Raw genomic sequence first — 17,855 nt, 5'->3', positions numbered from 1 at the left:
ACCATATAACACGTTTTTCTATACCTGTTTTTAATTCAGTAGGAACAATAAAATGTATAGAGGTGGTCTACTATGCGTAAAAAAGAAGATAAATATGATTTTAGAGCCTTTGGTTTAGCCATTAAAGAAGCTCGATTGAAACGAGGTTTAACTCGTGAACAAGTGGGAGCATTGATTGAAATTGACCCACGGTACTTAACTAATATTGAAAATAAAGGGCAACACCCCAGCATACAAGTTCTTTATGACCTTGTATCGTTACTTCATGTTTCCGTTGATGAATTTTTCTTACCTGCTAATAACTTGGTAAAAAGCACCCGACGATTACAGATAGAGAAATACATGGATAGCTTTACAGACAAAGAACTATCCTTAATGGAATCTTTAGCCAGCGGTATCAACGAAGCAAGAAACATCGAAGACTAATTAAAAGAATCCATACATAACGGAAAGAGCCGATAAAATGAGATTGTATTAATCTCATTTTATCGGCTCTGCGTCTTTGCGTCTGGCTCTGTAATCACAGTTACTTTGAACTGCTTTATTTCAATTAAATTTTCTTGTCTGCATTTCGGACAATAGAGGGGGAATTTTTTTAATTCAGTATCTTCCCTTATCTTTAATCGTGTTTTATTTCCACATACAGGACATGTTGAGGCGGTAAGTTTGCTAGTCAAGGAGTAAAACGACGAAGATTAGCATTTACTTCCGCCCATGCGATAGCTGTCCGTGATTGACAAGTGCTAGCACGCAGACAGAACGGAGATAGCGAACCGCTGAGTGTGTCGCTCTGCTCGTAAAAGCTTAGAAACCTTTGAACGAAAGGGATAATGAAAGCCTTGATTGCAAGGCTTTTTGCTTTATGGTGGGTAAGTATCAGAGTGAGAAAATTTTTGGAATGAGTAGAAGTGATAGCTAGAAATTATCAGTTTCTATTTCCATTTACCCTGTGGGTACGTGTTTGTTTCCATTGACAAGGAGTTTGTGGGAATAGAAATGTACCCACCTTGTTTGAATCAAGTGAAGTGTAGTTGAAGGAAATCTGTTGAAAGCAATACTTCATTTTACCGAATAAGTAATAATTTAGGCAACTTCAAATCGATTAAAAAAAACTATTTTAAAGGTTAAGAGTAGACAAAAATTGTCCACTCTTTTTTGCAAACTCAATTTATCAATAAATGAAATGAGGGAATGTAAAATGAAATATTTTGAGGTTGAGTTAGAAAATCCTGATGAATTTTTAAAACTACAAACAGAAGATTTTGTGAAAGCTAATCGCTTGCTACTAAGGAAGATAATCCAGAGCGTTACAGTCTATGAAGAAAACTTCGTCATATCCTTTAAATCTGGCATCGAATTGGAAGTATGAGTCTCATTCCATAACTTTTATATTGAACATATCATCTTGTTGTGTTATACTATAAATTGATATAAACAAAGATGTAGGAGGAACCGAAACTATGACAGCCTCAATGCGTTTAAGATAAGCTGGCAATAAAAAAAGCAGAATCTATACCCGATGATAGGCTTTTTTGTTGTGCTTATTTATACGATATTGAGCATTCATTAGTTACGGTGAGGATATTGGTTATTTAACTATACCTTTATTTAACTATGTCTTTAATATGAATGTTTCCAAATTGTATGTATGCAGACCAAAAGCCACATTGTGGGGTTTGGCCTGCATTTTTTATTGCCTAGAATGCTATTCAAAATAGAAATTCAAGCAAAATAATATGCAGGAGATAATATAAATGGAAAAATACAACAATTGGAAACGAAAATTTTATGCAATATGGGCAGGGCAAGCAGTATCATTAATCACTAGTGCCATCCTGCAAATGGCGATTATTTTTTACCTTACAGAAAAAACAGGATCTGCGATGGTCTTGTCTATGGCTTCATTAGTAGGTTTTTTACCCTATGCGATTTTGGGACCTGCCATTGGTGTGCTAGTGGATCGTCATGATAGGAAGAAGATAATGATTGGTGCCGATTTAATTATCGCAGCAGCTGGTGCAGTGCTTGCTATTGTTGCATTCTGTATGGAGCTACCTGTCTGGATGATTATGATAGTATTGTTTATCCGTAGCATTGGAACAGCTTTTCATACCCCAGCACTCAATGCGGTTACACCACTTTTAGTACCAGAAGAACAGCTAACGAAATGCGCAGGCTATAGTCAGTCTTTGCAGTCTATAAGCTATATTGTTAGTCCGGCAGTTGCAGCACTCTTATACTCCGTTTGGGATTTAAATGCTATTATTGCCATCGACGTATTGGGTGCTGTGATTGCATCTATTACGGTAGCAATTGTACGTATACCTAAGCTGGGTAATCAAGTGCAAAGTTTAGAACCAAATTTCATAAGGGAGATGAAAGAAGGAGTTGTGGTTCTGAGACAAAACAAAGGATTGTTTGCCTTATTACTCTTAGGAACACTATATACTTTTGTTTATATGCCAATCAATGCACTATTTCCTTTAATAAGCATGGAACACTTTAATGGAACGCCTGTGCATATTTCTATTACGGAAATTTCCTTTGCATTTGGGATGCTAGCAGGAGGCTTATTATTAGGAAGATTAGGGGGCTTCGAAAAGCATGTATTACTAATAACAAGTTCATTTTTTATAATGGGGACCAGTTTAGCCGTTTCGGGAATACTTCCTCCAAATGGATTTGTAATATTCGTAGTTTGCTGTGCAATAATGGGGCTTTCGGTGCCATTTTATAGCGGTGTGCAAACAGCTCTTTTTCAGGAGAAAATTAAGCCTGAATATTTAGGACGTGTATTTTCTTTGATCGGAAGTATCATGTCACTTGCTATGCCAATTGGGTTAATTCTTTCTGGATTCTTTGCTGATAAAATCGGTGTAAATCATTGGTTTTTACTATCAGGTATTTTAATTATTGGCATTGCTATAGTTTGCCAAATGATAACTGAGGTTAGAAAATTAGATTTAAAATAAACAATATTGGAGGAATATTTATGTATCTTATTTTCATGTAACTCTTCCTGCTAAAATCGCAGGGTTTTCCCTGCATACAAGCAAATGAAAGCATGCGATTATAGACAGGAGGAAATGTTATGGAATTAATATTAAAAGCAAAAGACATTCGTGTGGAATTCAAAGGACGCGATGTTTTAGATATAAATGAATTAGAAGTATATGATTATGACCGTATTGGTTTAGTAGGAGCAAATGGTGCTGGAAAAAGCACTTTACTCAGGGTACTTTTAGGAGAATTAACTCCCCCAGGATGTAAAATGAATCGTCTGGGTGAACTTGCCTATATTCCCCAGTTGGACGAAGTAACTCTGCAGGAGGAAAAAGATTTTGCACTTGTAGGCAAGCTAGGTGTTGAGCAATTAAATATACAGACTATGAGCGGTGGTGAAGAAACAAGGCTTAAAATAGCACAGGCCTTATCGGCACAGGTTCATGGTATTTTAGCGGATGAACCTACGAGCCATTTAGACCGTGAAGGAATTGATTTTCTAATAGGACAGCTAAAATATTTTACAGGTGCACTGTTAGTTATTAGCCATGACCGCTATTTTCTTGATGAAATAGTAGATAAAATATGGGAACTGAAAGATGGCAAAATCACTGAGTATTGGGGAAACTATTCTGATTATCTTCGTCAGAAAGAGGAAGAACGTAAGAGCCAAGCTGCAGAATACGAACAATTTATTGCGGAACGTGCCCGATTGGAAAGGGCTGCGGAGGAAAAGCGAAAACAGGCTCGTAAAATAGAACAGAAGGCAAAAGGTTCTTCAAAGAAAAAAAGTACTGAAGACGGAGGGCGTTTAGCTCATCAAAAATCAATAGGAAGTAAGGAAAAAAAGATGTATAATGCTGCTAAAACCCTAGAGCACAGGATTGCGGCCTTAGGAAAAGTAGAAGCTCCGGAAGGCATTCGCAGAATTCGTTTCAGGCAAAGTAAAGCATTGGAGCTCCATAATCCATACCCTATAGTCGGTGCAGAAATTAATAAAGTATTTGGGGATAAGGCTCTGTTTGAAAATGCATCTTTTCAAATTCCGTTAGGAGCAAAAGTGGCGTTAACTGGTGGTAATGGAATCGGAAAAACAACTTTAATCCAAATGATCTTAAACCATGAAGAAGGAATTTCTATTTCGCCTAAGGCAAAAATAGGTTACTTTGCACAGAATGGTTACAAGTACAACAGTAATCAGAATGTTATGGAGTTTATGCAGAAGGATTGTGACTACAATATATCAGAAATTCGTTCAGTGCTAGCATCTATGGGGTTCAAACAGAACGATATTGGAAAAAGTTTATCTGTTTTAAGCGGTGGAGAAATTATAAAATTGTTGCTTGCTAAAATGCTCATGGGTAGATATAACATCCTAATAATGGATGAACCCAGTAACTTCCTTGACATACCAAGTTTAGAGGCTTTGGAAATACTAATGAAGGAGTACACCGGAACTATCGTGTTTATCACCCACGATAAACGATTACTCGAAAATGTAGCAGATGTAGTTTATGAAATTAGAGATAAGAAAATAAATCTGAAACATTAAATTTAAGGTAGTCGCTGGTCAGTATAGTCTGTTCTGGTTGGCGACTCCATTGTTAAAGAGTATAAAGACTTTAGATTTTATGAATATTAAAAATAGGAACAGTCAATTGAACTGCTCCTATTTTTCTGCTAAATATATTGTAGTTTTCTTATATGTATAATGATAGATTAGCGGATTCTCATCTACGGTACTTACTTCAAATATGAAGAAGTGATCGCGGTTATCTCTGGACTTTTCCTTATTGAGGACAAAGTAATTCTTACGTGAAGTCGCCATTGTTTTTAGGATATCATCAGTTAGGAAGGTCAATGGAATATTCATGTTAGAGTAGCGGTAGAAGTCACGTTCAAAATCTTGGTAGCTCTCGCTATAATAGTCCATTTGTAGGTGATTACGCTGAAACTCAAGCTGATTCATAGAGCACCTCCTCGACAAGTTCAATACTAATAATGTCTTTTAATTTCAAATTGATGTGACCTGTTGTAGTTTTTATCAAAATGAAATCTTTGGTCAGACTTGGTATTGTTCCAGTGTAGGAAACACGCTTGTTTTTTTCAATCACTTGAATGCGTGTGCGTAGCTGCCCGGCGTATACTTGACTGAGGAGTAATAATTTCTTCTCTAGTGATAAGTCAGACATGTACGTTACTTTGTTTGTATCATCAGAGAGTGCTGATGCATGTTCAGATAGGAAAAAGCCCATCCATTTTTGCATCTTTGTATCCTGGTACTCTCTTGCTGATTGAAATGGTAAATATGAACGGTCAATCATATCAAATCCTTTCTATGCAGAGGCAAGGGTATTTTTATCAAATTGAATCGTAAAACCTTGAATTCCCCCACCTGTGTAACATTCTTTAAAGCGATTGATTACCTCAGTATAGATTATCACAGATGAGCTTGTTGGCTTAATGCTAAATGTAAATTCCAATGGTAATCGGTTTTCAGATTTAGCATGTACTAGTCGTATCGATATTTCAGTTGTTTTGAGTTTTCTCTGACGAAGTTTTGAAGTTGCTGTTTCAACGATTCCATGTAAAAATCTTTCAAGCATTTCAATATCATTACATCCTTTGCTACGGATTTCTGAAAATTGTACTGTATTTTTTTCTTGTTTCATTTTAATCCCTCCAATCCACCCGCGGAATGACCACCGATAAGTTTACTGCGTTCAATATTTCTGGAACCTTCAGTTAGGACGGTTCCTTTTTGTATGGCTAAAAAACCAAACTGTTCTCTGACAACATCAATAGCTGTCTGAAGTCTATTATCTTTTTCAATTTGTTCTACATCATCAAAGAGTGATAGTAGAGTATAGCTTTCATCTACGAAGCCACTATAAGATACACCAATTTGTCTCACTGCACCAGAGGTGTATTTTTTCGGAATAATACAAGTACATGACTCACCATTGTTTTGGGGAGATTTGCGGGTTCAATTTTATTCTGAGCATTTATAGATTTTTTCATCTCAGTCCTAGAATAGCCAATATGAATAGAAACGACAGTAGTCAATACTAGGGCTACTGTTCCGTTCCACAGTATCATTTAAAAATCATTTTCACACCCTTTCGTCTATTAGTATAGAAGAAAGCTCTCAGCACACAATATCCACTTGTAGTTTATAATAACTATCTCCTCCTTTACACTTTAATTCAAATCTTTATTAAAAAATATTTCATCTTATTTAACAAGAAACCATATTTATATAACAACATAAAATACACTAAGTTATTTTATTGAACATATATCGTACTTTATCTATCCGACTATTTGGACGACGGGGCTGGCAAACAGGTTCACCGGTAGTAACATGGTACCCTTTTAACTCTGTTAAACAAACACTACGTCCATTTGTAAAGAAAGTTAAATCACTACGATATTCTTGAATACACCGAGCAGGGATTTCTCCACTAAGAATGACCTCATTATTTTTCAATTGAGTGTCTACGATGTTCGCACAATATTTAGGAGCATCGGTGTATGCTCGTGAAAGATATTCCTGTGGCGCATAAATTTTAAAACTAAGATATGGCTCTAACAATTCTGTTCCAGCTTTTTTTAAGACTTGTTCCAATACAATAGGAGCAAGCATCCGAAAATCTGCTGGGGTACTAACAGGGCTATAGTATAAGCCATACTTAAAACAGATTTTACAGTCCGTCACATTCCAACCATACAATCCTTGTTCACAGCCATAGCGTATCCCTTCCATAACTGCATTTTGAAATGATTGATTTAAGTATCCAAGAGAAACCGAGCTCTCATACTGCATTCCACTTCCCAACGGAAGCGGTGATACAGATAAACCAATGGAAGCCCAGAAAGGATTCGGTGGAACTTCGATGTGAATGGTATACTCTGCTTTTTTTAACGGTCTTTCCATATAAATGACTGTAGGCTCTTTTATTTCTATCTCCACATGATACTTTTCTTGCAGCAGAGCACAAGTCACTTCCATTTGTACTTTCCCTAAGAAAGAAAGTATGATTTCATGTGTCGCAGAATCCACATAATATCGCAGAAGCGGGTCACTGTCGGAGATTTCTAAAAGTGCATCAAGTAACATTTCCCTTTGTTGAGGTTTGCTCGGTTCAACAGTCGTTTGCAGCAGAGGGAGGGGATTTTCAATTCTCTCTCTCTGTGGCAATAGCTTTGTATCTCCAAGAACACTATTTAACTTCAAAAACTCATTCTGCAAAATAACAATTTCCCCGGAATAAGCCTTATCGATTTTACATAATTCACCATTTATTGAAGTATACATTTCTGTAATTTTTATTTTTTCCTTTTCCGATATTCTAACCGAATCTCGCAAATGCAGTACGCCACTATAAAGACGTATATATGCAAGACGCTGTCTTTTTTCCGAATACTCAATTTTGAAAACTTTTCCGCAAAGTTCAGACTGACCTCGATGTGTTGATGAATAAAATTTATTCGTAATCACTTCTATAAGGTTATCAATCCCTATATTGTTTTTTGCACTTCCGTGATAAACAGGGAACAGGGAACAATTATGAAATCTTATGCTTTCCTCTTGTTCGAGTTCCAATGCTTCTAATGATTTACCGGACATATATTTCTCTAAAAGGTCATCGTTTCCCTCTATTACCGTATCCCATTGTTCAGATTCGGTAAAGTTCGTCACACACATATTAGGATACAGTTCTACCTTCTGTTTGATTACAATTTCGGCAGAAAGTTTCTCTTTAATATCCTGATAAACCGTTGATAAATCAATTCCATTTTGGTCAATCTTATTGATAAAAAAGATTGTGGGAATCCCCATTTTCCTAAGTGCATGAAATAATATACGAGTTTGTGCTTGTACGCCATCTTTTGCAGAAATCAGTAGAATTGCCCCATCTAAAACTGATAATGAACGATATACTTCTGCTAAGAAATCCATATGTCCTGGCGTGTCTATGATGTTCACCTTCGTATTTTCCCACTGAAAAGAGGTTATTCCTGTCTGAATTGTAATTCCTCTCTGACGTTCTAAAAGCGTATTATCCGTCCTCGTTGTACCTTTGTCCACGCTTCCTAATTCTGTAATCGCTCCACTGTTATATAATAAGCTTTCTGTTAAGGTAGTTTTTCCCGCATCAACATGAGCTAAAACTCCAATATTAATAATTTTCATGTGATTTTCCTCCATTCAAAAGCCCAAAAGGGCATAAAAATCCCAGTGATAAATACTCTTATCACTGGGATTTTTATGCATAACCATAGGCATACAAAGCATACAGATATTCTCCGGATACTTTAGAATCACATGATAAAGGTATTCTTAAACTGGGTACAAAAAACTAAGCCCTCCTAAAAAAGGACATCCAATTATTTGTTCCCACTATCAAATTGACAGTTTATTTAAGAATACCTTGCCGCATATTTATTAACTCCTTTTAAATAGATACTTAAATAATAGCACGTAAGAGCATATTTGTCAAGGAATCTCCAATTTTTTATCAAAGAGAGTACGTGATTACAAAATAGCTGTAATAATGTACCAATATTTGTTATTCTATAATCTTCCAATTACTCCCGTTCTTTTCAAGTACCAAATCAAATTGAGATACCTGCGTTGCTTTGGTCTGCTGGTCGATATACTCCACTGTCAGCGATACCGTGACTTGATTATCCTTACGATTGTGAATAGGATTTACCAGTTCTTGAAAGATGTACTCTTTTCCGATTGGTTTTAATATCCCGTCATTCACATAGTAGGAAAGTTCACTGGCTGTCGCTGTAGGATAGAGCTTGAAGAACGTCGTTAAAAACTCATTGATTTCATTGGTTGTAATGGAATCAACCGTCCCCTCACTTTCAATGGCTTTTGGTTTATAACTTGATTTCTTAGGTATGTTGGTAATGGTCGGATTCTTAACCAGTACCATATTTCCAGAACCATCTACATAGACACTCACTATATAAGCAGAGTGGACGGTCTTTGTATTTTCTCCCTCTGTAATGAGCTGGTCTACACTGTAGGTTACATTAAACTCATTGTCGCCAGTTGGCTCTACCGTCCATATCTGAAATCCTCTTACAGAAGACGATACAGGAATATCTTTGCGTACTGTATCAACATTGAGAGCTTGAAGTTCATCTGTCAGATAGCCTTTTAGACTTTCCATTCGATTATCAATGGACTTATCGGATTGCTCCCATGAATAGTAGACTTTCGCAAAGTTCTCTACAAAATTTTCTACATGATGAGTATCAACGTATTCCTTTTCTATGATAGTTGTTTCGTGAATAGTATGAGTATCTATAGCTGTAAAGTGCTTGAATATCGCAAAGCTGAAACTAAGCCCTAAAAGTACCCACAAGGCAATCACAACCTTTTTATGAGGATTGACCTTATAGACACGAGGTTTCTTTTCCTTTGGTATCTGTTTTTCTTTATTCTGATTTTTTCTAAATTTCATCATTAAATCTTCCTTTCTCATTGTTTGATTCGTCCTGCTCCCACTAAATGCTGTTGCCAGTAGGGGCTTGTTAAGTCGGCATAACCGATTGGGTCGCCTGCATGAAACATACGGTTATTGCCAAGGTATATCCCAACATGAGTAATATAAGAGCCAGCGTTATAGGTAGAATGAAAGAAAACCAAATCGCCAGCTTGTGCTTCCGATAGTGGGATATGCTGGGTCACATCATATTGCTGTTGTGCGGTTCGTGGTAAGTTAATTCCAGCTTTTCCATACGTCCATTGTGTCAGTCCGCTACAATCAAAAGAAGTAGTCGGGGAAGCTCCACCGTAAACGTATCGCCAGCCCTCATATTTCAGTGCTTCGTCCATGATGGCTTGTACCGTATCATCATCAAACTCTGTTGTGACAAGATACTGCGTTACCAGTTGCACATAAAACATATTGCCATAGTTGTATCGCCAGCCCCCATTGATAGGTATGGCTATGGGATTGGGGTAAGACACTTTTTCGCCACCTGAATACTCTTTTGAGAAACTTTGAGCCAGTTCAAAGGTATATTTATTTCCACGATTAGCCACATACCCTAAGAAACCACCACCATAATTGTAGGACTGGATAACCGATTCTAAATCTACACTGAGCCTTTCGCTACTGGCTAATAATTCACTGAAATACTTCACACCTTGCTTAATGGATTCTTCTGTACTCAATGAATTAGGTGGAAGACCGAGGGATTCCGAGGACTGCATAACATCTTCCGCAGTACCGCCCGATTCCACCTGTATAATCGCAAGAAGTATGTTGACATATTCTTCAACGCCATATTCTTTGGCATATTTTTCTACCATAGGCTTATGAGCCAGCACTTCTGCGGAAACATTCACACCTCCATAATGAATATTGGAAATTCCGCTGTCCTGTTCATCTGAAAATAAAATGGCAACAAACAGAAGCAGTGAGAAGACCATCAAGAATAATCCAGAACCACCAATCACTAAAGTTTTCAACTTCATGGTTTCTTACCGACTTTCTTAATGGTGGCGGTTTTGATTGGTGGTCTACTTCTTGTATTTTGTAGTGGTACTCTTTGAACAGTAGACGGACGTTCTTTTGTGATTGGACGTTGTGAAGTTCTATCTGCTGTAGTGGTTGAAGTTGCTGGCTTTTGAACGGTTTTTTCTTGAACGGTATTGCCTTGGCGTTCCACTTTTGGACTTGAAAAATCGGACTTAACTGCTGGACGCTCTTGTTTGGCTTGTTGAGATTCCTTATATGAAGTCTGAATATTAGACTGTTTTGAGGTCTGTTCATCATGATATTGTTCTTGTCTTGTAGTCGGTCTTTCATGAACAGAAGAAGCAGGCTGTTTTTTCTGTTTGACCTGTTCCATTTCAGAGCGACGCTTCGCAATGGTTTTTCGCCTTTGTTCCTGCTGTTCCTTGCGTCCACTGGCTCTGTCCGCTTTGGTTTGAGAAATACTACTGGTTAAATCACGGACATTCTCTTTTACTTTGGATTTTCCTTGATATACTGCATATCTTGCATTGGTCGGCAAATCTTTAACCTGTTCTTTCAAACCACTAGCAGTGTCTACCATTCTGTCTTTGGTATCAGCTACTGTACCGATGGTTTGACCGATACGTTTTCCAAGTGTTGATTTTTCCTTTCCGTCTGGTCGGGAGTGATCTGCTTGTGTCCTTGCAGAACTCCCCGAACCCGACTGTCCTTTTTTACCTGTAACAATGGCAGACCCAGCCCCTAGAGTAGTCATGGAACGTCCAAGTTTCCGCTGTAGACGGTGCATGTGAGCGTGCATAAGCATACGAGGTTTTCTCATCACACGACTTCCCACACTTTGAGAATCGTTACTCTGTAGAGAAAACATACTCATTAAATCGCCCAGCTTGAAGTAGATTCCTGCAAAGGTCACAATCTGTAGAAAAGCAATCAAAAAGAACGGATAACCAGCCGATAAGGTATAGAGCATGGTTGAAATACTAAATGCTGTCGTAATAATCAATGTGATTCCAGCTCGTGTCAAAATGGTATTAAAGAGCTTTGTTATGGCTCGTTTTGACATACCATCAAATGATTGAATCATGCTTAAAATAAAGCTCACAGGCAGAAACATAGCATAGATGATAAAAAGTATCTGCGAGAAAATCATGATTCCTGTTAATAGGAATACAAATATGGAAATCCCAATATTGAAGACAAATAGGAAGAAGACTGTACCTAAACGGTTAATGGTCTTTGTAATGGTTAGATTGGTATTGCTTCTGTCTTCAATTTCTTCCGCAACAATTTTTTCTCTGTCTTCGCCATTGTTGGAATCTGGGCTGGTGGAGAGCAGGCTTTCCACACGGTCAATACCGATACTTTCAATGTCTGAACTGTTGTATTGAAGCAGTAGCCACGGTTGCTGAACCTGTATGGAAAACAGGCTATCTCTGATTAAGTCCACGCTGTCCTTGCCTTGACTATCGGAATGGGGCATGACAATCTTCGTGCCAAGTGATAAACTGGCATTACTGATGTCTGATGAAAAGTCATTGATTTTTTTAATGTAGTCGGGAGCGTAGGCAATAAAGGAAGCCGATAGGATAAACACCAGCACAAAATTCATAATGGCATGAATTGCCTTTGTGGTTTCTCTCTTTATCAGTCCCGTATAGGCAACATAAACCCCAAGAACCAAAATCAAGAGTAAGAGGAATCCAACATAGAAACCCTCTGTTGAAAATCCGTTTGCACTCACACCAGCTAAGGTCTGCATATTCTTACCAATGGAATCTGCTGTAGCGGAAATGAAGTCTAAGGAATAGGCTTCCTGTACTAAGTAACCTGTCGCATTGGAAACATACAAACTGATTGTCCAAATAAAATTGGTAATGGCATATAGTCCATACATGACCTGTTTTCCAATCCCGTCCGACCAGTTCCACGGAAGCCAGCCCCAGCTATTATCCACATAAAAATCCAGTTGATAGTTTTCAAGTGGGTATCGGCTGTATTCATTTGCCACATTGACCGTATCATCTACCAAGCCCGCAGCTTGAACCACCGTTCCCAGCATGGCTAAAAGAAAAATGGCAATCACAAGTGTGAAAGCCACTGTCATTGCCACTTTACCTAGACGTTTCAGCGTCCAGTTTGATTTTATTCTGTTTACTATTGATGGTTTCACATTTACACCTCTTTTCGCACAGGTGGTCTGGTATCAAAGGCATGGAGCAGTTCTTCAAATACAGGGTGGAACTGTATCACACCGACACGACCATATAAATCACTGATAAGGCATTGCCCGTTTTCCAAATCACGCAATCGCTTCTGATTGTTTTCGTCCTCTGGGTCTACACCAAAAAAGGCTAAGGTCTTTTTAATCTCGTTAAGGTCAGTGGAACGAAATGCAAATTTTAAGCCGAGGTTATTTTTCAGTTTTTCATCTAAGAGGTCGTCTGTATTTTGGGTCACGAAATATACCCCAGCGTTCATAGCACGACCAGCCCGAACCAGCTTCATAGATAGTGTTTTTCCTTGTGCTACCTGTAAAAAGCTCCATGCTTCGTCTAAATCTACAATCTTGAAAATGCTTCGGTCTGTATGGATAAAGTCTAAAGCAAAGGTACTAATGACAATCAGCATAGCAACGGATAAAAGCTCCATAGTGGTATATTCCTCAAAGGAAGTTTCCTTGTCGGGAAGTACCAAGTCCGCAACCTGTATAATGTTCAGTTGTTTTTCTAAGCTGATAGACTGCTCCACATAACCATTACTGAATAATAAATGTGCAAAGTCATAGTCTGTAAAACTTTCGATATGGTCGGCTATACTGGTACTTAGTGGCGTATTCTCAACCCGTAATTCCTCAATCACTTTCATCAACCCTCGTACTTCACTATTGGTTACTGCACGAATGGCTTTTCTAAGGATTGGGAAGCGTTCCCCATCACGAGAGGAAATCCCCGTAAGGAATGTCAGAATATCAATAGCCAGTGATTCAGAATCTTTGGGATTTTTCATAATCACATAAGGGTCAAGTAAGCCTTTGTTTTTCTCATCAGAAGTCAGAGTGACGATATTGATTTCATGGGAAATCTCTGGCAAGGTTTCTTTCCATCTGCCACGTTCTGCTTTTGGGTCTACAATCACTGCTTGTGCCCCATAAAGCACCGCATAATAGACGATAAGGTTATTCGCAAAGGATTTACCACCACCCAGCGAACCAACAAAAGCCGACGCTAACGCATTGGTTACTGAACCCTTAACCCCTTGACTGGCAAGAGCAGGTTTCAGATAGACATTGCGTCCAGTATCTAAGCTGTAGCCAACATAAATCCCCTCATTTTCCCCCAGCATTTGAGTAGCACCAAAACCTAAACCAGCGAGGAAATCAGAGGTCACGTATTGAATATAATCATTCATATAACGCTTGCTGGCAGGTAAAAATTCTTCATGTAAGCCGAGCATATCCCCAAATGGTCGTACCAGTTTTACGCTTAAATCGTCATAAAAATCTTTCACTTCATTACAACGACGTTTGAGTTCGTCAAGATCATTTGCTGATACCCTTACCACATAAGACAGCTTGTACATAGATTCCTTGCTTTGGTCTAAATTGGTTTCCAGCTCATTCACACTTTCCAGAGCTTCCGCCACATTGGAGCTGGTTTCATTATCACTTTGCCAAGCGTGGTTATCCAAGTCTTTCAGTTCTTTCTTTTTATTGCGGACAGTAGATAGGGCTTTACGATTCGCTACAATTTCCACATTCATTGACGTATCAATCGGGAATGTAAATTGCTGTTGCTGGTAGTAGAAGATTTCAGAGGACGGGAAGTCCAGTTCTCCGACAATGCTGTTAATGGTAAAGTAAGCTACATAGACGGTTTCATCTTCCTGCTGGATTTTCAAATATCGCTGTTTTTCTTCCACCAAACAGCGAGTAGGCTTAATCAAGTCATAGTATTTAATCAGCGTTTCATTATCCAGCTTTTTCTTTGATAGATGGTACTCATACTCTTCATAGGCAGTGCCTGTCTGTCCGTAAAGGTGTTCAATCAGATAGCCGAAGTCGTCCTTATCTAACCTGCGGATTTTGAAACGACGAGAGATTTTATTTTCTAAGAGCTTTTCCATCTTCTGAAAACGCAGGATTTCATCATTACTCATACTAACAAAATCGCCCATCAGCTTATGGTTCACATCATAGACAAAATCAGACAAAGCATTTTTTGCTTCAACGGTAAGACTTTTCATAGAAAACTCCTGATCGTTGAGAAGCAACTTAAAGCCGATAAAGAAACGGTAGTTCACTTGATTTTCGCCAATCATGGATATTAAAGCGTCTGTCTGTTGGTCGATTTTGTCATAGGCAACCGCTTTGAGCTTGCCAGTGACTTCATTTTTGGAACGCTCTTGTGCAGAACGTATGCTGGATTCTGTACTGATTTGTAAAGCATGAATTTTGCCATCACGATTTTGTGCGATAAGCTGTCTGAAAGAATCATGCACTTGTATTTTCTGTTCTGGACTTAGAAATGAGTAATTGTAAGGAACAAGCTCATAGTAAGCATAACATTCCCCGTCTTTATTCCAGACGAGATTGTTTTCAATGTATTTAATTGGATATGCCATAAAATTCACTCCTAACTGCTGTAATGGCTTCTTGTGGCTGGTTTCTGCCAAGCGTTACTTTTTTTCCTGCATAGGTCAGCTTTGGTCGCAGTGCATAAGCAATGACAGACTTCAAAAATCCATAAGGCTTTTTACCATCAAAAGTTTTTGTAGACATAAACCATGTGAAAGCCACAGGAATCCCAAAGTATTTGAGAAATGCTCCCTCTATCATGGAAAGAGGGGGCAAGTTGCCAAGTATCATCACTGCAAAGAGTGACACGACAAACCATGTCATTTGCGTAAAGGTTATGGGAAACGGAAGTCTAAAATCATTGATAGAATACAGTACCTTTTCCACAGACCAGATACTGGTATAGCTTCGTATTTTCTTCATGTAATCAATCCTTTCATAAAAAATAGGGGTAGCTGATTGAGCCACCCCGTAAAATAGAAAATCTGCCAGTAGTAATGTACCGACAGATTTAATAGACGATTTCAAAAATCCCATGATTGGTTGAGATAAACGTTCCTGAAAGGTCTAAATCCCGACCATAGGCTTGATAATCAATATAGTTTTGAAGACTAGCTGGTACTTCGCCTAAAGCACCCGTTTCTTCAATGTAGTAGCGTGCCACGTCATACATATCATCACAATCGGAATGAATGATAATATCCTCTTGATGTTCGCTTAGTTCTTCAATGCTTGAAAAATGAGTGAGCAGAGCAGATAGCTCCGATTGTAATTCTTCGGGTAATTCCGATACCATTTCCCATAGTCGATTGAGTTCGCCAATGGAAGTGTATTCGTCAACCGTAAAGGGTAACTCGTAGTCATGAATGGCGTATTCCTCATATTCATCATTCAAGCCGATTTTCTCTTTGACTTCCTCAAAGTCAATGGGAAAGGTAAACCACGCACCGACCAATTCGCCCTCATTGTATTTGCCTAAATTCGCAATATAGACTTGCATATCGTCCATATATTCACGTCCTTTCTTTGTAGAGATTCAAAAATCCCTACCGCACTTCGTTTGGTGTACCATTCCTTTGCGGAACATAAGAAAACCACTTATATTCCACAAAAGAACGGTTTTATTTAAGCACCAATAATGCGATTGAATAGCTCTAGTAAAATGTCTTTTACTCCAGCAGCGTTGAAGACTAAGCCAACCGCAATAATCGCAATAATTAAAAAGCCAATCAGTTTGCTAAACTCACGCTTGAAGCCAAGATACAAGCCAATCACAACGATTGCTAAAAGCACCAGTGATTGAGCGTTTGATAGAAACCAGTTATAAAGGTTTTGTCCAAAATTCATAAAAATGTTCTCCTCTCTATATTCAATGAATTTGTATTTGAGTTATTTTTTTGTTGTTATCACGTCCTGTTCTTTTACTGACTGTTGCTTCAAAATCTGCTTGTGTCGGTCTGTCAGTTTCGCATGGTCGAGAATGTCTTTTACAACCTGCGTCTGGTTGATTTCATCAAGTTTAATCGCAACCTTTAAGGTCGGGGCAACTTGATGAGATAGCCAGTTCAGCGTCCTTTGGAAGGAGTAAGGCTCTGGTTTTGTGGTTAGTTTTAATCGTTCACGATTGTTCCCAATAAACCAAGCCCATTCTTCATTCAGTTTCCAATCAGAACGAGGTTTGGAATCGTCTTTATCTACAAAACGGATATACCGATTGATAATTTTAAAGGCGGTATGCTCTGGATTGTCATAGACGAGTAAATCACGGACTGCATAATAGGCACGCTCATTTTTCAATCGAATCTCAAAACGGTTTTTTACTTCTGCGTCTTCAATGGGAATATCATTTTTCTTGTACTGCTCGTAGTCCTTTTCATAGATACAGAAATAAACTTCACTTTGTAATGAACCGATATAGAGGGTGTTTCCCATACATTCCTTTTCCTCTTTGCGTACCAGTTCGCCACTGCGATAGCTTTTAAAACTGCGGAAGACGGAGATACATTCTTCCTGTTGGCACTTTTCAGTGAGTACAGGGATATTCAAAATCCCTGTCTTATCGTTAATGGCAAGGTCAAGGCGTTTCATCACACCGCCAGCCACCAAAACGTCCATAAAGAACTCATACCAGCTTCTTTGTTGTGCCAGAAGATAGCTTTCAAATTGTCTGCACCCACGACCTTTCAATTCCACCAGAACTCCTTTGTCCAGTTCATGGGAGCAAAGGACGAATATGTCGCCTAAAGCATAATGCTCTGAATAAGAATAGAAACCATAGTCCTCATGAAGAAAATAGGACAGTTTCAGTTGTAAGATGTTTTCGACCACCTGCTGTACGTCTGTTGTCGGAAAGCGAATCCTTACATAATCAAACAGCATTTCAAGGGGAGCGTCGGGATTGAAGCGTTCCAGAGCTTCCCAAAGGGACTGCTGTAAATCCTCTGATGGCTTGACTTTTCCTGTTTCAATATCGCTTAGATACTGCCTTGTAATACCAGTCGCAACAGCTAAACGGTTTTGAGATAGTCCATAAGCCAAGCGTTTTTCTTTTAAATGCTGTAACCAAGTTTGTTCATTCAGTAAAAATCCCTCCAATCAAAAAGGCGTATGTCAACTTTTAAAGCCCATTTGACATACGCTGAAATTTTGTAAATCCCTTGTAACCAAAGGATTTTCTAATGTTTTTTTGACTGTTTCCTGTCGATTTGTACCCCCCTGTTAGATACGGGGGGTTAAGTGCTGGCGTGGCTATTGCCACACCAGCCAGCAAG

Annotated in this window: 19 protein-coding genes and 1 pseudogene; 4 read left to right on the top strand and 16 right to left on the bottom strand. The window is 38.5% G+C overall.

Annotated elements, in window-relative coordinates:
• Positions 1-72 precede the first annotated feature (72 nt).
• Positions 73-426, top strand: a complete 354-nt coding sequence (locus ADG81_RS07705; RefSeq protein WP_001227347.1) for a helix-turn-helix transcriptional regulator — start codon at positions 73-75, stop codon at positions 424-426.
• A 59-nt stretch (positions 427-485) separates the two neighbouring features.
• On the opposite strand, the gene ADG81_RS09555 is transcribed toward ADG81_RS07705, so the two are convergent.
• Positions 486-677 carry a cysteine-rich KTR domain-containing protein gene (locus ADG81_RS09555; protein ID WP_001860868.1) on the bottom strand — a complete coding sequence of 64 codons (192 nt, stop codon included), beginning with the start codon at positions 675-677 and terminating at the stop codon, positions 486-488.
• A 521-nt stretch (positions 678-1,198) separates the two neighbouring features.
• Here ADG81_RS09555 and ADG81_RS07700 point away from each other — a divergent pair.
• The 3 genes from ADG81_RS07700 (at position 1,199) to msr(D) (ending at position 4,555) form a co-directional block, all read left to right on the top strand.
• On the top strand, positions 1,199-1,369 hold the full coding sequence (locus ADG81_RS07700; protein WP_000873143.1) for a hypothetical protein: 171 nt from the start codon (positions 1,199-1,201) through the stop codon (positions 1,367-1,369).
• 385 nt (positions 1,370-1,754) lie between these two features.
• Positions 1,755-2,972 (top strand): macrolide efflux MFS transporter Mef(A), encoded by a 1,218-nt coding sequence (mef(A), locus tag ADG81_RS07695; protein WP_000417519.1) that lies wholly within the window; start codon positions 1,755-1,757, stop codon positions 2,970-2,972.
• A 119-nt stretch (positions 2,973-3,091) separates the two neighbouring features.
• Complete coding sequence (gene msr(D) / locus ADG81_RS07690) at positions 3,092-4,555, top strand: ABC-F type ribosomal protection protein Msr(D) (protein WP_000420313.1); 1,464 nt, start codon at positions 3,092-3,094, stop codon at positions 4,553-4,555.
• A 117-nt stretch (positions 4,556-4,672) separates the two neighbouring features.
• On the opposite strand, the gene ADG81_RS07685 is transcribed toward msr(D), so the two are convergent.
• The 15 genes and pseudogenes from ADG81_RS07685 to ADG81_RS09540 all read right to left on the bottom strand — a co-directional run bounded on the left by ADG81_RS07685 (position 4,673) and on the right by ADG81_RS09540 (position 17,854).
• Positions 4,673-4,972, bottom strand: a complete 300-nt coding sequence (locus tag ADG81_RS07685) for a DUF5960 family protein (RefSeq protein ID WP_001072467.1) — start codon at positions 4,970-4,972, stop codon at positions 4,673-4,675.
• The gene (locus ADG81_RS07680) at positions 4,959-5,327 is read right to left on the bottom strand and encodes a hypothetical protein (RefSeq protein ID WP_000567222.1); all 369 of its coding nucleotides are present in this window, start codon (positions 5,325-5,327) and stop codon (positions 4,959-4,961) included. The genes ADG81_RS07685 and ADG81_RS07680 overlap by 14 nt, the downstream gene beginning before the upstream one ends.
• A 12-nt stretch (positions 5,328-5,339) precedes the next feature.
• A complete protein-coding gene (locus tag ADG81_RS07675) occupies positions 5,340-5,675 on the bottom strand; it encodes a hypothetical protein (protein ID WP_000806926.1) in 336 nt (111 codons plus the stop codon).
• Complete coding sequence (locus tag ADG81_RS07670) at positions 5,672-5,917, bottom strand: hypothetical protein (protein ID WP_001813542.1); 246 nt, start codon at positions 5,915-5,917, stop codon at positions 5,672-5,674. Before ADG81_RS07670 ends, ADG81_RS07675 begins: the two co-directional genes overlap by 4 nt.
• Before the next feature lie 363 nt (positions 5,918-6,280).
• Positions 6,281-8,200, bottom strand: coding sequence for a tetracycline resistance ribosomal protection protein Tet(M) (gene tet(M), locus ADG81_RS07665; RefSeq protein WP_000691729.1), 1,920 nt, complete (start codon positions 8,198-8,200; stop codon positions 6,281-6,283).
• A 15-nt stretch (positions 8,201-8,215) separates the two neighbouring features.
• Positions 8,216-8,263: pseudogene (locus tag ADG81_RS10190) on the bottom strand (hypothetical protein); the annotation flags it as partial.
• A gap of 313 nt (positions 8,264-8,576) precedes the next feature.
• Positions 8,577-9,509, bottom strand: coding sequence for a conjugal transfer protein (locus tag ADG81_RS07660; RefSeq protein ID WP_001224318.1), 933 nt, complete (start codon positions 9,507-9,509; stop codon positions 8,577-8,579).
• A complete protein-coding gene (locus tag ADG81_RS07655) occupies positions 9,506-10,507 on the bottom strand; it encodes a lysozyme family protein (protein WP_000769868.1) in 1,002 nt (333 codons plus the stop codon). The genes ADG81_RS07660 and ADG81_RS07655 overlap by 4 nt, the downstream gene beginning before the upstream one ends.
• A complete protein-coding gene (locus ADG81_RS07650; protein ID WP_049551383.1) occupies positions 10,504-12,681 on the bottom strand; it encodes a CD3337/EF1877 family mobilome membrane protein in 2,178 nt (725 codons plus the stop codon). The genes ADG81_RS07655 and ADG81_RS07650 overlap by 4 nt, the downstream gene beginning before the upstream one ends.
• A 2-nt stretch (positions 12,682-12,683) precedes the next feature.
• Positions 12,684-15,131, bottom strand: a complete 2,448-nt coding sequence (locus tag ADG81_RS07645) for an ATP-binding protein (RefSeq protein ID WP_000331160.1) — start codon at positions 15,129-15,131, stop codon at positions 12,684-12,686.
• On the bottom strand, positions 15,115-15,507 hold the full coding sequence (locus ADG81_RS07640) for a conjugal transfer protein (RefSeq protein ID WP_000723888.1): 393 nt from the start codon (positions 15,505-15,507) through the stop codon (positions 15,115-15,117). The genes ADG81_RS07645 and ADG81_RS07640 overlap by 17 nt, the downstream gene beginning before the upstream one ends.
• 88 nt (positions 15,508-15,595) lie before the next feature.
• A complete protein-coding gene (locus ADG81_RS07635; protein ID WP_000342539.1) occupies positions 15,596-16,093 on the bottom strand; it encodes an antirestriction protein ArdA in 498 nt (165 codons plus the stop codon).
• A gap of 116 nt (positions 16,094-16,209) precedes the next feature.
• On the bottom strand, positions 16,210-16,431 hold the full coding sequence (locus ADG81_RS07630; protein ID WP_001009056.1) for a hypothetical protein: 222 nt from the start codon (positions 16,429-16,431) through the stop codon (positions 16,210-16,212).
• Positions 16,432-16,473: 42 nt separating this feature from the next.
• On the bottom strand, positions 16,474-17,679 hold the full coding sequence (gene mobT, locus ADG81_RS07625; protein ID WP_000398284.1) for a MobT family relaxase: 1,206 nt from the start codon (positions 17,677-17,679) through the stop codon (positions 16,474-16,476).
• 22 nt (positions 17,680-17,701) lie between these two features.
• Entirely contained in the window at positions 17,702-17,854 is a 153-nt protein-coding gene (locus ADG81_RS09540) for a hypothetical protein (RefSeq protein WP_000879507.1), read from the bottom strand.
• Position 17,855: the final 1 nt, after the last annotated feature.

This window comes from Streptococcus pseudopneumoniae (assembly GCF_001070815.1).
In the GTDB taxonomy this organism is placed as follows: Bacteria; Bacillota; Bacilli; order Lactobacillales; family Streptococcaceae; genus Streptococcus; species Streptococcus pseudopneumoniae_P.
The sequence above is the reverse complement of the archived record's forward strand: the minus strand, read 5'-3'. Positions and strand labels throughout refer to the sequence as shown.